Source organism: Pseudomonas mendocina (assembly GCA_037482215.1).
GTDB classification, from domain to species: Bacteria; Pseudomonadota; Gammaproteobacteria; order Pseudomonadales; family Pseudomonadaceae; genus Aquipseudomonas; species Aquipseudomonas mendocina_E.
Genome location: CP148074.1, coordinates 1658853 through 1674633 on the forward strand (window position 1 = coordinate 1658853; position 15781 = coordinate 1674633).

Annotated in this window: 7 protein-coding genes; 5 read left to right on the forward strand and 2 right to left on the reverse strand. The window is 55.5% G+C overall.

What is annotated here, in order from left to right:
- The first annotated feature begins 1 nt into the window (after position 1).
- Entirely contained in the window at positions 2-1660 is a 1659-nt protein-coding gene (locus WG219_07510) for a flagellar hook-associated protein 3 (protein WXL27290.1), read from the forward strand.
- A gap of 39 nt (positions 1661-1699) precedes the next feature.
- Here the strand turns inward: WG219_07510 and WG219_07515 are convergent, their stop codons facing one another.
- Together WG219_07515 and WG219_07520 are read right to left on the reverse strand one after the other, a co-directional pair.
- Entirely contained in the window at positions 1700-3529 is a 1830-nt protein-coding gene (locus WG219_07515) for a tetratricopeptide repeat protein (GenBank protein ID WXL27291.1), read from the reverse strand.
- A 77-nt stretch (positions 3530-3606) separates the two neighbouring features.
- Complete coding sequence (locus tag WG219_07520) at positions 3607-7410, reverse strand: hypothetical protein (protein ID WXL27292.1); 3804 nt, start codon at positions 7408-7410, stop codon at positions 3607-3609.
- 483 nt (positions 7411-7893) lie between these two features.
- On the opposite strand from WG219_07520, the gene WG219_07525 reads away from it, so the two are divergent.
- The 4 genes from WG219_07525 to WG219_07540 all read left to right on the forward strand — a co-directional run bounded on the left by WG219_07525 (position 7894) and on the right by WG219_07540 (position 15779).
- Entirely contained in the window at positions 7894-8646 is a 753-nt protein-coding gene (locus WG219_07525; GenBank protein ID WXL27293.1) for a class I SAM-dependent methyltransferase, read from the forward strand.
- A complete protein-coding gene (locus tag WG219_07530) occupies positions 8643-9533 on the forward strand; it encodes a glycosyltransferase family A protein (protein ID WXL27294.1) in 891 nt (296 codons plus the stop codon). Before WG219_07525 ends, WG219_07530 begins: the two co-directional genes overlap by 4 nt.
- A 68-nt stretch (positions 9534-9601) precedes the next feature.
- A complete protein-coding gene (locus WG219_07535; protein WXL27295.1) occupies positions 9602-13993 on the forward strand; it encodes a glycosyltransferase in 4392 nt (1463 codons plus the stop codon).
- A gap of 268 nt (positions 13994-14261) precedes the next feature.
- The gene (locus WG219_07540; protein WXL27296.1) at positions 14262-15779 is read left to right on the forward strand and encodes a flagellin; all 1518 of its coding nucleotides are present in this window, start codon (positions 14262-14264) and stop codon (positions 15777-15779) included.
- Positions 15780-15781 lie beyond the last annotated feature (2 nt).

Below are 15781 nucleotides of genomic sequence, written 5' to 3' on the forward strand. Positions count from 1 at the left end.
TATGCGCATTTCTTCGCTGCAGGCCTTCAATAACGGAGTAGGTGGCCTGGGCCGCAACTACTCCAATGTGATCCGCACGCAAGAACAGATCAGCACTGGCAACCGTATTCTGACGCCGGCAGATGATCCGGTCGCCTCCGTGCGTTTGATGCAGCTTGAGCAGCAGGCTTCGGTGCTGGGGCAGTACAAGTCCAACCTGACGGCTGCCAAAAACAGCCTGTCGCAGGAAGAGGCGACGCTCAATTCGGTGAACACCGTTATGCAACGTATCCGTGAGCTGGCAGTACAGGCCGGTGGCGGTGCATTGTCTGCCGAAGACCGCAACTCCCTGGCTCAGGAGCTGGCAGAGCGTGAGAACGAGCTGCTCAACCTGATGAACACACGTAACGCCCGTGGTGAATACCTGTTCAGCGGTAACTTAGGTAAGACAGAGCCTTTCACCCGCAACCCTGATGGCACCTACTCCTACCACGGTGACGAAGGCCAGCGCAGTTTGCAGGTGGCTACTTCAAGTACCGTGGCGATTAACGATAACGGCAAGGCGCTGTTTCAGTCGGTGACTAACGCCAACCGTATTCAAAGTGATAACGGTGTGGATAACCCTAATTTGCCGATGCCACCGCTGCAGTCCACTTCATTCGCCCCCAAGCCGGCTAATGAGCAGCGGCTGTTCATGTCACCGGGGCTAGTGCAGGACAACAAGGTGTACAACAGCCAGTTCCGTGCGGGTGAGCCCTACTCGATGGTGATGGTCAGCGGTACAGAGTTCGCCATTTACGATAAAGACGGCAGCGATGTGACCTCGGATATCACCGGCGGCGGCATAATTGACCCGACTGCCAGCAGCGGTAATGTCATTAACTTCCGCGGCATGCGTTTTCAGCTCGATGTGGTCTTTAAAGAGGGCGATAACCCTAAGGACGCGGATAACCTCCTGGCCGACGCCTCAACCCCTGGCACGCCGGGCACCCATAGCTTCACCTTGTCTTCGACACCGACTGCATTTGCCAGCACCCGTGCTGCGGGCAACGCGTCTTCTGCACGCCTGGTTCCTGAAGGCATTACCAATCAGGCCGTGTTCAACAGCCAGTTCCCCACTTCTGGGGTGCTGATGCGCTTCAATGGCACCGATTTTGATGTTTTTGCCCAGCCCTATAAGGCAGGAAATCCTGTGTTGCAGACGGCTCCGCTGATCCCCGGTCCGCCTGATACGGTCGAGGTGCTTGGGGTGTCGATGCAGGTCAACGACGTTCTCAGTGCGGATGACCAGTTCACTTTAATGCCGCAGTTTCAGGAGCAGCGCAGTATCCTCGACACCGTCAGCCGACTGCGCCAAGCGCTTGAATCAACTCCAGACTCACCTAATGGCAATCTGGCCATTCGCGATGAAGTGGCCATTGCCCTGACCAACATTGATAACGGTATTAGCAATGTGCTCGGCGTGCAGACGCAGATCGGTGCACGGTTGAATCTGATCGAAACCACGCAAACCGACAACGAGGATGTCACCCTCGTCAACAAGGGAGTGCAGGCAGAGCTGCGAGAGTTGGATTATGCCGAGGCATTGTCGCGCCTGTCCTTCCAGACCATCGTTCTGGAGGCAGCGCAGCAGAGCTACGTGAAGATCGCCAGCCTTAACTTGTTCAACCAGTTGCGCTGATGCCTGAAACAAGAAGCCCGCCAAATGGCGGGCTTCTTGTTAGTGCGGTCTGACCAGATGCTTGAGCTGCTCTTCCAGGTTCTTCACCAGTCGCGGAGTATCAAACAACACACCGTTTTCCTTCACGTCTTTAAGCTGCTCTCTTAGTGCTTGCAGCTTTCCAGTTGCGTTGGCAAGGGCGACGGCTTGCTCTTCATAACTAGTTAGATCGTAGGTGATGAGCTCAGGCATACCTGCTGCTGTGAGCAGCGCACCGGCCATACGTGAAGCAAAGGTCTTACCCGTGCGGGTCAGCACTGGCAGGCCCATCCACAGGGCATCGTTGGCTGTAGTTCCAGCGTTGAACGGATAGGTGTCGAGGAACAGGTCGGCCACACCAAAACGCGCCAGGTAATCTTCAGGCGACACACGTGGCGCGAAAATCAGCCGACTCATATCAATACCAGCGCCTTGTGCATGGGCGATTAGATTGGCTTGCGCCCAGGGGTTGTCTGCCAGTAGCCAGAGCACAGAGTTCGGAGTGCGCTGCAAAATACGCATCCAGCTGTCAAACATCTCCTCGGTGAATTTGTAGTTGTTGTTGAATGAGCAGAACACCACTGCATCTTCAGGCAGGCCGCAGCTGCTGCGGGTTGGAATGGCGGAATGCTGGCGCTGTCGGTCGCTGGACTGGTAGACGTCTGGCAGGTACAGCGGCTTTTCCGAGTAGTACTGGGCTTGGTCTTCCGGGATCAGGAATTTGTCTGCAATCACGTAGTCGATCGATGGCAGGCCTGTTGTGGCCGGGAGGCCGAGATAGGTGATTTGCAGCGGGGCTGGGCGTAGGGCAATCATGGCTGGGCGAGCACCCAAGGTTTGCCCTTGCAAGTCGATCAGAATATCAATTTCATGCTGGCGGATCAGCTGTGCAGCGGCTTCATCGCTCAGGTGATGAATGCGTTCAAAATGATCCATGGCCTTAATCACGCGCTGGCGGATTTGCGAGCCATCCTCGCGACTCCAATCAAACCCATACACTTCAAACTGATCACGGTCATGCAGCTCGAACAATTCAACTGTTAGCTTGGCCACCGGGTGCAAGCAGAAGTCTGACGAGCAGTAACCGATGCGCAGTTTTTTGTGCTTGTATGGTTTGTCCGGAGATAGTTTGTGCGGCACGGAGGCCATTTTGTTGCGCACATAATTCTGGGCGGCAATCAGCTGCTGCTGCGGGTCTTCGGAGATGCTGATCATTGCCATGGCCGAGGTGTACTCGCGCTGAATCGCTTCCGGAAGTCCGGGCAATGGTTCGTAAACCGGCCACACGCACTGTTTGGCGCGCAGGAAGACCCAGTGGTGGATCACATCCGGTTGATTGGGCTCAATACGCAGGCTTTTGGTGAGCGAGTGCAAGGCATCTGCAAGCCGGCCTTGTTCTTCATAATGACGGCCCAAGTTGTTCACTGCCATTAACAGGAACTGGCGTTGTTCAGGGTCGCTGGCGTCGGCATGGGTTTCAATCCATTGCCACTGGGCGGTAGCAATGTCGAACTGGCCCAGGCGTTCATGCACCAAGCCCAGGTTAAAGCGAGGTTGCAGAAAATCAGGTGCCAAGCGTATGGCCCGGCTATAGACCTCACCTGCTCCGGCGTAATCCCCTTCGTTGAACAGGATCACGCCCAGGTTGAACAGGGCAAGGTGGTCGTGGGTGGTGCGGTTACGTTTGAGCCAGGTCTGGTACAGAACAGCAGCCAGCGGCGCGTTTTGTTCGCTGAGTTGGTTACAGAGCTCTAACAGTTGGAGTAAACCCAACTGTCCGTTCCAGGCTTGAAGCGTGGCCTGAGCGAAGTCTGGTTGTGTTGTCTGAGGCAGGGCGTTCTTCTTGGCCATTTATGTCCAGTTCATCAGAAAACGGGCGATAACAGGCTGGATGGCAAAATTGCCGTCCAGCCTGCCGCTCAACTCAATCAGGAGATGCCGAGGGTATTCAGATCGTCCGCGGACAGAATCTCCTTGAGGAAGTCGGTTTGCGCAGTGGTCAGTGCACTGAGGTCCACTTTCTCGAGTTTGGCGACTCCCAAGTGCTCAAGTTGATCATTGGTGAACTGACTGACTTGGCTTGCGTTGAGCGCACCTAGCGCAGCGTCATTCATGCCCTGAAGCTGAGTTTTGCTCAGCTCTTTGATGTTGTCAGACGTGATTGCCTTGATGCTGGCGGATGCCAATCCGTTGATCTGGGCTGCCGTCAGGGTGGCTGTCTGGCTGGCGGACATGGCACCCACCTGGCCTGCGCTGATGTGGGCCATTTGCGCGGGGGTCAGCGCTTCGATCTGGCTGTTCAGCAGAGCACCGAAGCTGGCGTTGGAGATCTTCTCCAACTGGCCCTGTGTCAGCACTTCTACTTGGTCGGTTGTCAGTGCGCGCAGTTGTACGTCGGTCAGCTTGGCGATCTGATCTGCACTGAGCCCCTTGTTAGCGTCGGTAACGCCGCTGACATCAAGGGCTGCGATCTGATCAACAGTGAGCTGATCAACCCGATCACCCAACTGGCGCAGCAACGACAGATTGCCTCCTGTAGACGCTGTCAGTTCAGTCAACAGCTGCGTATCATCCAGGGCTTTGAGTTGCTCGTCACTCAAACCAGCAACTTGGTTGGTGCTCAGTGCGCCAATGCTGGTGGCGGAGAGGCCGCTGATTTGGGTCACAGACAGGTCTTTGATGTCGTCGCCGGTAAGTTTTTTCACAATGGCAGCAACTTGCGAGTCGTCCAGCGCTTGCACTTGCTCAGAACTCAGGCCTTTGACCTGGTTATAGGTCAGCTCGCCCAATTTGGTAGCGGATAGCCCGCTGATCTGCCCTGAGGTGAAGTGGCTGATATCAGCTGCACCCAGATCGGCAATGGCAGCCATTTGGGTCGAATCCATCGCGCGCAACTGGTTCTGGGTGAACTTGGACACCTGATCGTTGGTCAGGCTGATCAGCTGATCCGTATTCAGGCTCTTAACTTGAGTAGTGGTGAGCTGGCTGATCTGGTCGGTTGTCAGGTTATTCAGGATGGCATTCAGGCGAGTGCTATCCAGCGCACGAATTTGGGTGTTGGTCAGATCTTTCACCTGAGCAGAAGTCAGCCCCTGCATTTTCGACGCGCTAAGGGCGTTCAGCTGAGTCGTGTTGAGGGCTTTCAGATCAATGCCATCAATGCTGGCAACCTGGCCAGCGCTGAGGCCAGCTAACTGGCCGGTGCTCATGACACGCATCTGGTCGCTGCTGAGGTCTTTGATCTGGTTGTACGACATCAGCGCCAGCTGAGTGGTTTGCAGTGCGCGAACCTGGCTGGTAGTCAGCGCCGAGGTATCCAGTTCGGCGACTTGGGTGTCAGTCAGCTCTTTGATCTGCTGATCTTTCAGTCTGGCTTGGACGTTAGCGATGTCTTCTGACTCAAGGGCTTTGACCTGGTCACTGGTCAGTGCGCGGATCTGCTGAGTCGTCAACGCGTTGACCTGAGCACTGGTCATGTTACGCACGTGCTCTGTGCTGAGGTTGCTGATTTGAGCGGTGGTCAGCGCTTTGACTGAAGTAGTGCTCAATGCTTTCAGAGCTTCAGCAGACAGGCTGTTGAGCTGGTTGGTTTTGAGCGCACGCAGTTGGTTGGTTTCCATGGCCCCAATCTGAGTGGCGGACATGGCTGCAACTTGCTCGTCGCTTAATGAGCCGACTTGAGCAGTGGTCAGGGCTTTGATTTGATCAGTGTCCAGACTTTGAACTTGCTCAATGGTCAGTTGTGCAACCTGACTGGTTTGCAGTTTGGTGCCCAAGGCTTTGATGTCTTGAGTTTCCAGTGCCTGGATCTGACTGCTATTCAGCGCTTTGACTGCCGCTGCGGTCAGTTTTGCAGCCTGATCATCTTCTAAACTGGTGATTTGGTCAGCGGTCAATGCTGCCACTTGCTCTGTACGCAGGGCTGCAATTGCAGCCGTGCTCAAGGCTTTGATCTGCTCACCGCTGAGTACGCTGATGCCGTTGGTGCCGGTACCCAGTGCACGCACCTGTGCAGTGGTCATGTTGGCCAGATGGTCGGTGCTTAATGCTTTGAGATGGTCACCACTGAGTGCTGCAACTTGTGCCGTTGTCAGTGACTTGAACTGCGTTGTGGTCAACGCCTGGACCTGCTCTGTGGTCAGGTGTTGGATTTGACCGGAAGTGAGGGCCGTTGAGAGCTTGGCGATTGTTTCGGCATTCATCAACTTCAGCTGGCCGCTTGTGAGGCTTTGTGCGGCTTTGCTGTTAAGTTTTTCAGCTTGGGTTGTGGTCAGCGCCTGGACTTGGTTCGTGGTCAGTGCCTGAATCTGGTCGGTACGCAGGGCCGCAATGGCGGACGTCGAGAGCGAAGCAATCTGTTCGTTGCTCAGTGTTTGGAGCGAGCTGTTACCAATTGCACGAATTTGCGCCGAGGTCAGAGATGCTGTCTGATCGGTGGTCAGGCTCTGCAATTGAGTATTACTGAGGCTGGCCACTTGAGCAGTGGTAAGCGCCATGATTCCGTTGGCACTGAGCGCAGCAATCTGGTTAGATTCAAGTGCCTTAATGCCGTCATCATCATGGCCTAATGCGCGCACTTGGGCGGTAGTCAGGGCACCCAGTTGATCATCAGTCAGGGCCTTGAGCTGGTTCGAACCCAGCGCCGTAATCTGGGCGTTGGTCATGGCGCGGATTGCACCGGTGCTCAGGGAGCTGATCTGATTGGGTTCAAGTGCCTGGATGCGGTCGTTCTTCAGGGCTTTAATCTGGGCTGGCAGCAATCCTGAGAGCTGCTCATCTGACAAAGCTTTGATCTGGCCGGCGGTCAAGGCTGCAACCTGTTGGGTCGACATGGTCTGCAGGCTGTCTACGGACAGGGCCTTGACTTGGTCGGTGGTGAATGCACCCACCTGTGCAGCGGTCAGGAATCGGGTCTGGTTAGGAGACAGGCTACGTATCTGACTGTCGTCCAGTGCCTGAATCTGGTTGGTCTTAAGTGCTCTGACTTGGGTCCCGGTCAGGGCACCCAATTGTTCAGAGGTCATAACTTGCAGCTGATCTGTGGTCAGCGTGGAGACCTGCTTGGCGCTCAGGCTGGCAATCTGCGCAGTGCCCAGGATGTCGATGGCATCCAGTTGCGCAGGCTTGAGGGCTTGGATCTGCGCAGAGGTCAACGAGCCGATTTGCTCTTCGGACATGGAGCGCAGCTGTTCAACAGTCAGTTGACCGATCTGGCGGGTCGAGAGCTGCTGAATCTGATCAGTGCTCAGCACATTAACGGCATCCAGTTGAGCCGCAGTCAGGGCCTGGACCTGGGTTTTGGTCAAGGCCGAGTCATCGGCATCTTCTTCCAGCGTACGCAACTGGTCTGCACTCAGCGCGGCCAACTGCTGGGCAGTGAGCGCCTGTACCTTGGTCGGGTCATCGTTGATGGCATCAATTTGCGCATAGGTCAGGCTGGCAATCTGCTTGGTATCCAGGCTGCGCAGCTGAGTGGTGGTGAAGTTGCTGATTTGGCCTGAGGTCAGGCCGTATTCGATCTGATAATCAGAGAAGGCTTTGATCTGCGATGCACTGAGGTTAACGATAACGCCTTCGTCAATCGCCTTTACCTGTTCAGCGGAAAACATCTGAATCTGTTGGGCAGACAGTGTCTTGATTGCACCAGAGCCTGCACTTCGAATCTGCTCTGTGCTCAGGCTAACGATCTGATCAAGCGTGTAGGACTTAAAGCTCGTAATTGTTGTGCTCATTGTGTGCTGCCCTCTGATTATCAGATGCACAAGCCCGTTCTTGTTTTTCAGGCTTATTAATTGTTGGCCCAAGCTATTTTGGGGGAGAGTCGGCTGGGAAATCGGCAGATTGTCGAACAACTTTAACGTAAAAAATAAAATAGTGGCACTGAGCTATCTTTTGGCAGGAGTGTCATTCTGTAAGCGGGATGTCTACAGCAAGGTTTGCAGCGAGGCTGTTCGGGTTGATTTTTTTTTAACAGCATCTGGCCTGATTCGATGGGCGCAGTGGCGCTTTTCGAGTGCCCTGTCGTTGCTCTTAGGGCGACGTGCGAACACTAAGCGGGTTGGCCAAGGGAGTTGGCGGGATATTTGCAGAGAACCACCCAAACTGTGCTTAGCGTCAGAACACTGACATTTGCACCCTGACCAAGACGTTCGAGCGAGTGCTCGCGGGCTTGGTTTATCTAGCTAGCACGCATGGGATTGAAGGGGAGTGGTGGCATGAGCCAAGAAGCTGTCGCGGGTCAGCGCAATTACCTTGAGGTACTGAACATACTGCATGAGCAGTTGTTACCGGACCTTTATATGGAAGTGGGCGTACGCAACGCCGGGAGCCTGAGTCTGGCCAAAGGCTGCGCAGTGGGAATCGACCCGCTTAAGCAGTTCACTAAAGAGCTTCCTGCCACAACGCTGTTCTATGAGATGACCAGCGATGACTTTTTTGCTGCTGCAAAAAACAGCAACATCGAAGAGAAGGTGGATCTGGCATTTATTGATGGCATGCACCTGTTCGAATACGCACTGCGTGACTTCATTAATATTGAGGCGTATGCGACTCCTTGGACTGTGGTGGTCCTGGATGACATGTGCCCCAACCACCCGGCTCAGGCTGCTCGGGATCGCAAGACCACAGTGTGGACTGGCGATGTGTGGAAACTGCGCGACTGCCTCAAGCGCTACCGCCCGGATCTGGTTCAGATTTTATTGGATACATGGCCCAGCGGCTTGCTGCTGATTATCGGCCTGGACCCTTCCAATACCGCGCTGAGCGATAACTATGAAACCATCCTCAAGGAGTACGTCCATAACGACCTGGCTGTACCTGAAGGGGTGCTGCGTAGGGAGGGGGCGATGGCTCCAAATAATGAACTGATTGTCTCCACCTGCGAGTTGATTAAAACCGTCAGGACCTCTCACGAGCCACAAGAACAGATGCATAAACTGCGCAAGCTGCTGGCGTGGAGAGGGCTATGAAAAAACTCTCTGTCATTGTTGTGGCGTTCAATATGGCGCGTGAACTTCCACGCACCGTGCAGTCCCTCTCGCCGCAGCTACAGCAGGGCATCAGTGCCGATGATTATGAAATCATCGTGGTGGATAACGGCTCGGCAGAGCCCGTCCCGCAGAGCGTGCTGAGTGCTTGGGGCGCGGATGTGCGTTGTCTGCAGGTGGAAAAGCCGAACAAATCCCCTGTCGCGGCGGTAAACCTGGGCTTGGCTGAGGCCCGTGGCGAAGTGTGTGGAGTGATCGTAGACGGCGCACGCATGGTGACGCCGGGGCTGCTGGCCCGTGTGCTCAAAGCCAGGAACCTGCGCGAAGAGCCGGTGATTTCAACCGTAGGTTTCCATCTGGGGCCAGTCCATCAGTCGCGTAGTGTGGCGATGGGCTATGAGCAAAAGTTTGAGGACTTCCTGCTGGCATCCATCGACTGGGCCAAAGACCCGTATCGGCTGTTTGTTGTGTCCTGTTACGCCGGCTCGTCTCCGCGTGGCTGGTTCGGACCCACCAGCGAAAGCAATGCACTGTTCATGCTTAAGCAAACCTGGGAGCAGTTGGGCGGTTATGACCCGGCGTTTGAGCTGCCGGGGGGCGGCCTGTGCAACTTGGATATATTCCGCCGCGCGCTGGAACTACTGCCGCAGAACCTGATTGTGTTGTTGGGAGAAGGGACCTTCCATCAATTCCATGGCGGGACTTCATCCAATGATGAAGGCTCGAAGTGGGAGCTTTTTCACAGGGAGTACCAGAGCATCCGGGGGAAGAATTGGGAAATTCCTCATGTGCCTGTTGAGTATTTCGGAGCGGTACATCCTTACTCGCATGATCATCTGGCGTTATCGATCAATGCGCTGAAGGGCTGAAACGATTTCCACATGGTTTCGAGCAGGCATGAGCCTGGATATCTATCAACTCACTGGAAGGCTTTGATGTGAGCACTCGGTATAAGTTTGACGCTGAACACAATCTCTACACGCGCCCTGAGGCGAATCGCTTTAACTACAGTGACGGCGATGCGGTGGAGAACTTCCTCTATAACGTCATCAAGAACGCTGCGGATGTCTCCACAGGCTCTGAAGAGCTGCAGCAGCACATCAGCAACTGGCCGACGCTGTATCACCTGAGTCCGATGCGCGCCAACCTGTTCCGCCCGATTGCTGCCAGCCTGCAGGGTAAAAAGGTGCTGGAGCTGGGTTCAGGCTGCGGTGCAATCAGTCGCTTCCTGGGGGAGTCCGGGTGCGAGCTCACGTGTGTTGAAGGTAGCCTTCGTCGTGCCGGTATTACGGCAGCCCGTTGCCGCGACCTGAACAACGTCAAGGTCTACAACGACAACTTCCAGAACTTTGAAACCGACGAGCGTTTTGATGTCGTGACGCTGATCGGGGTGCTTGAGTACAGCCGCAAGTTTATTGGCGGTGAGGATCCAGTTGGCGCAGCGCTGGCCTTGGCGCGATCCTTCCTTAAGCCGGACGGGGTTTTGCTGGTCGCGATTGAGAACAAGCTCGGTCTCAAATACTGGGCCGGTGCTTACGAAGATCACCAGGGCGTGCCGTTCTATGGTATCGAAAGCCTGTATGGCGACGGCGAAGCGGTGACGTTCGGACGTCGCGATTTGGCCCGCATTCTTAAGCAGGCCGATTTCTCTGAGCTTGAGTTTTTCTATCCGTACCCAGATTACAAACTGCCTTCGATGGTGCTCACCGAGCGTGCCCTCGAGCAGCGCGATGACGTACTGGTCAACCTGCTTTCCGGCGTATTTGCGCCGGTGCAAGGGGCGAACTATCAGCGCACGTTCTCCGAAGGCGCGGCTCAGCGCGGCCTGGTTGAAAACGGCCTGGTCGGTGACCTGGCAAACTCTTTCTTTATCGTTGCCAAGAAAGGCAGCGGTAACTGGACTGGTGACCCGGACGCTGTTGCGTTCACCTACTCTCAGGGCCGTCGTCGCCAGCTGAGTAAAGAAGTCAGCATCCATCGTGCGGGCACTGCACTGGAAGTGCGCCGCCAACTGCTTGATAGCCACGCCGCACTGCCAGCCTGGATGCAGTTCAGTCCGGTTGAGCCGCTGCATCAGGGTGAGTTGCTTTTCAACTCGCTGTTGACCCTGATGAACCGTGAAGGCTGGGGGGTGAGCGCTCTGGCCGAGTGGCTGCGTCCGCTGTCCCGCGTGCTGTTTAGTGCAGCTGTTGATAAGGGCGGCCGCCTTGTGCTTCCTGGACAATATTTTGATGCCACGCCGTTCAATCTGGTGCTTGATGCTGAAGGCAACGGCACGCTGTTTGATCTGGAGTGGCAACTTTGGCCGGAGATTGATGTGGCCTTGCCACTGTTCCGAGGCATGTTCCACAGTCTGGCGCGGATTGGCAGTGTCGCCCAGCCGATGGCCGATACTCCGCTGCATCTTGCCGAGCTGTCGTCGCGTGTGGTCAGCCAGCTAACTGGTAAACCGGTCGATACCGATGCATACCTGGCCCAGGAAGTTGAGTTCCAGCGTCAGGTTCAGTTGTTCCCCGGCAGCGTGGAGGGCCTCAAAGCGTCCATGTTGGATGTGCGTTTGTCGCCGACCCGCTTGCGTCAGGCTTTGCAACGCTATCTGGATCAGGGGGCACATTCCCAGACTGTCAGTTCTACCGCGCCCCAAACAACGGGTTCTGAAATCGACATTACCCGCACTTGGCTGGCCAACCGCTTGCCTACCGAGCAGGAGAACCAACTGATTGCCGGTCACCTTGAGCAGCATCAGGGTGGGCCGCTGCTGGGTGTGGTCGTGGTCGATCTGGAAGGCGACAGTGCCAAGCTGATGACAACCATCAAGAGTCTTGGTTTGGACCGCTGCCTCTACGCCACGCTGAAAATAATCGCACTGACGCCTGCGAACGTGCCGCAGACCAGTCCCACGGACAAGCTGCACTTCGTCAACATTGATCCGACTGACTATGTGGCGCAGCTAAATAGCGTCATCAGTGAGAGCCAGGTTGAGTGGTTTATGCTCGCCCGTGCCGGCGAGGAGTTCACCTCAAGCGGTCTGATGATGGCTGCATTGGAGCTGATCCGGCAGCCGCAATGCCGCGCCTTGTACGGTGATGAAATGCATCGCCTGGCCAATGACGAACTCGGCGCAGCCCTGCGTCCTGGTTTCAACCTGGATTACCTGCTGAGCATGCCGGCAGTGATGGCGCATCACTGGCTGGTTAAACGCGAGCTGTTTGTGGAGCTAGGCGGTTATTCCGTTGATCAGCCTGAGGCCATGGAGTTCGACTTGATCCTGCGACTGATTGAGCAGGACGGCCTGAACGGTCTGGGCCATGTCGCCGAGCCGCTTCTGATCACCGATGCGCCGCAGCTGCAGGACAACCCGCAAGAACAGGCTACGCTGCTGCGTCACCTGAGCCAGCGCGGTTATGCGGCTGAGCTGAAGGAGCATTTGCCGGGCCGCTACCGCATTGATTACCAACATGCTAGCAAGCCGCTGGTATCGATCATCATTCCGACCAAAGACCAACTGCCGATGGTGCAGCGTTGTGTCGAGTCGCTACTGGAGTTGACGCGTTACCAGAATTACGAAGTCATCATCGTCGACAACAACAGCGAAACCCCGGAGGCCCGCGAGTGGCTGCAAGGGATTATTGGCCTTAATGAGCCCAAGTTACGTGTCTTGCGCTATCCACATCCGTTCAACTACTCGGCCATTAACAACATGGCTGCCCGTGAAGCACGTGGCGAGTATCTGGTTCTGCTGAACAACGACACAGCCATCATCGACGGGGGCTGGCTGGACGAGCTACTCAACCACGCTCAGCGTCCGGAAGTGGGTATTGTCGGGGCCAAGCTGCTGTACCCGGACGGTCGCATTCAGCACGCCGGGGTAGTCTTGGGCCTACGCGGGCCAGCAGACCATCCGTTTATTGGCTCGCCGGCGGATGCGCCGGGTTACATGCAGCGCATGCAAGTGGTGCAGAACTACACTGCTGTGACTGCTGCTTGCCTGATGATTCGCCGTGAAGTTTACGAGCAGGTCGGTGGCCTAGACGAGGAGGTCTTCAAGGTTTCCTACAACGATGTGGATTTGTGTCTGAAGTCCCGTCAGGCTGGCTATCTGACTGTGTGGACACCATTTGCCCAGCTGTTACACGAAGGCAGTGTCAGCCAGAACAGTGTGGATACTGCTGCCGCTGAGGCCAAACTCAAGCGTTTTGTGTCTGAGCAGGATGCGATGTATGAGCGCTGGGTGTCTGTCCTCGCCCGCGATCCGGCTTACAACGCAAACCTTTCACTCAACGGCGTGGGTTTTGAAATCGAGCCTGATTTCAAACTGACCTGGCGTCCGCTGAGCTGGCGCCCGCGGCCAGTGGTGCTGGCTCATCCGGCTGACCCGCATGGTTGCGGTAACTACCGGATCATCCTGCCCTTTAAGGCACAGCAGAAGGCGGGCCTTATCGATGGCATGCTTTCTCCGGGCTTGTTGCACGTAGCTGATCTGGAGCGCTATGACCCGGATGTTATTGTGTTGCAGCGTCAGATTGGTGACGAGCGGCTGGAGGCCATGCGCCGTATCCAGAAGTTCTCGCGTGCGTTCAAGGTTTATGAGCTGGATGACTACTTGCCTAACCTGCCACTGAAAAACGTACACCGCGAGCAAATGCCCAAAGATGTATTGAAGTCCCTGCGTAAAGGCCTGAGCTATGTGGATCGTTTTGTGGTGTCAACCGAGCGTCTGGCTGAGGCCTTTACTGGTCTGCACGGTGAAATTCAGGTGGTGGAAAACCGCTTGGCCCCAGAATGGTGGGAAGGCTTGAAGAGCAAGCGTCGACAAGGGCGCAAGCCTCGCGTGGGCTGGGCTGGCGGCGCCAGCCACACCGGCGATCTGGAGTTGATTGCGGATGTGGTCAAAGCATTGGCGGATGAAGTGGAGTGGGTATTCCTAGGGATGTGCCCGGCCAAATTGCGGCCCTATATTCATGAATTCTATCCGGGTGTCGATATAGAGAAATATCCAGCTGCATTGGCCAGTTTAAACCTGGACTTGGCCTTAGCCCCTGTGGAGCAGAATCTGTTCAACGAATGCAAGAGCAATCTGCGCCTGCTTGAGTACGGTGTCTGCGGCTATCCCGTAATTTGCAGCGACTTGGCGTGCTACCAGGGAGACTTGCCAGTTACCCGGGTGAAAAACCGATTCAAAGACTGGGTCGATGCCATACGTGCACATATCAGTGATTTGGATGCAGCGGCCAAGATGGGAGATGAGTTGCAGGTGTCAGTACGCAGTGACTGGATGCTCGACGAAAACGCAGCCAGAAACTGGCTGCAGGCATGGTCTGGTCAGTAACTGAGCGGCTGATACTGCGTACTGACTGACGCAGTATCGGCCAGAACAGTGCAAGACACAGCTACTTATAAAGGAGGTCGAAAATGAACCTCCAACCGCCTTGGTGCCAATTTTAATGCGTCAAAAAAAAATTCGGCCATGGCCCTAAAGATTTTTAGGGGTAGGCCGATAAAAGTAACGAATGCGAACTTTATGGGGCGTCTGAGCAAGCAGGCCCGAAGCTCGCAAGCTCAGACAAACTTTGCTAGGTCCTTTGGAGGAATTCACCATGGCCCTTACTGTCAACACAAACGTAGCCTCGCTGAACACTCAGCGTAACCTGAACACCTCGTCCAAGGGTCTGGATACTTCGCTGCAGCGCCTGTCGACTGGTTTCCGCATCAACAGCGCAAAAGATGACGCTGCTGGTCTGCAGATTTCCAACCGACTGACCAGCCAGATCAGCGGTTTGAATGTTGCAACCCGTAACTCGAACGACGGTATCTCTCTGGCCCAGACTGCTGAAGGTGCACTGCAGCAGTCCACTGGTATCCTGCAGCGTATGCGAGACCTGGCCCTGCAATCGGCTAACGGTTCCAACGGTGCGAGTGAGCGTGCTGCTCTGCAAGGTGAGGTGGCTCAGCTGCAACAGGAGCTGAACCGTATCGCTGAGACCACCAGTTTCGGTGGTCGCAAAATTCTTGACGGCTCGTTCGGTTCCCAGAGCTTCCAAGTGGGTGCCAACGCCTACGAAACCATCAGTGTTTCCATCGGTTCTGCAGCAACTGACCGTATCGGTGTAAACCGCTTTACCTCTTCCCAAGGGGCGGGTACCGGTTATGCGCCGACTGTACAAGGTAGCGGCTTTAGCGCCACTTCTGGCAGTGCGTTCGCATCCAGTGGTTTCAGCATCAACTCCAAGCTGTCCCAGGGTGATGTGGCTATTACTTACGCGACCAGCGGGGCTGCAAGTGAAGTAGCTGCTGCCGTAAACGCGAAAAGCGATGAGACTGGTGTAACTGCGAGTGCGCGTACAGTCGCCCGCTTGGGTGGTATTTCTGCTGGCGCATCGGGCGCTGGAAATACTGTCTCCTTCAAGCTTTACGGCGCTGACAGCAAAACTACTGCAGATGAGGGTGCTACTGTTTCTGCTGTGATCAAGGATCCAGCTGATCTGGGTGCTCTGGCTGATGCTATCAACAAAGAAACTGGCAAAACTGGTATCTCGGCCATCTCCAAAGGCGGAGAGATTGAACTGGTTAGCTCCCGCGGTGATGCGATCGTGATCGGCGACTTCGCGGCAACTTCCGGTACTGCAACCATGACTGCTTATGACTTCTCCGGTGAGACAGCCATGAGCTCTGGCACTATCTCCGCAGGTTCGGGCATGCGTGCTGATGGTCAAATCCGCTTTGAAGCAGCTGATGCCTTCTCACTGACTGGCATGGGCTCTGGGATGGCAACTAGCAGTGGTGCAGTATTCAGTGAGCTGGACACTGTTCGCGAGATCGATATCAGTACTTCGACTGGCGCACAGGATGCTCTTGGTATCATCAACGGCGCGATCGCTAACATCGACTCGCAGCGTGCTCAACTGGGTGCTGTACAGAACCGCTTTGAAAACACCATCTCCAACCTGCAGAATATCTCCGAGAACGCCTCTGCTGCTCGCAGCCGGATTCGGGATACTGACTTCGCAGCGGAGACTTCGGAACTGACCAAAAATCAGATCCTGCAACAGGCTGGTACCGCTATCTTGGCTCAGGCCAACCAGCTTCCACAGGCAGTGCTCAGCCTCTTGGGCTAAGC

Excerpts from the sequence above, each read along its gene's own strand:
- WG219_07510 (WXL27290.1), top strand. The coding sequence starts at position 2 with ATGCGCATTTCTTCGCTGCAGGCCTTCAATAACGGAGTAGGTGGCCTG.
- WG219_07515 (WXL27291.1), bottom strand. The coding sequence starts at position 3,529 with ATGGCCAAGAAGAACGCCCTGCCTCAGACAACACAACCAGACTTCGCT.
- WG219_07520 (WXL27292.1), bottom strand. The coding sequence starts at position 7,410 with ATGAGCACAACAATTACGAGCTTTAAGTCCTACACGCTTGATCAGATC.
- WG219_07525 (WXL27293.1), top strand. The coding sequence starts at position 7,894 with ATGAGCCAAGAAGCTGTCGCGGGTCAGCGCAATTACCTTGAGGTACTG.
- WG219_07530 (WXL27294.1), top strand. The coding sequence starts at position 8,643 with ATGAAAAAACTCTCTGTCATTGTTGTGGCGTTCAATATGGCGCGTGAA.
- WG219_07540 (WXL27296.1), top strand. The coding sequence starts at position 14,262 with ATGGCCCTTACTGTCAACACAAACGTAGCCTCGCTGAACACTCAGCGT.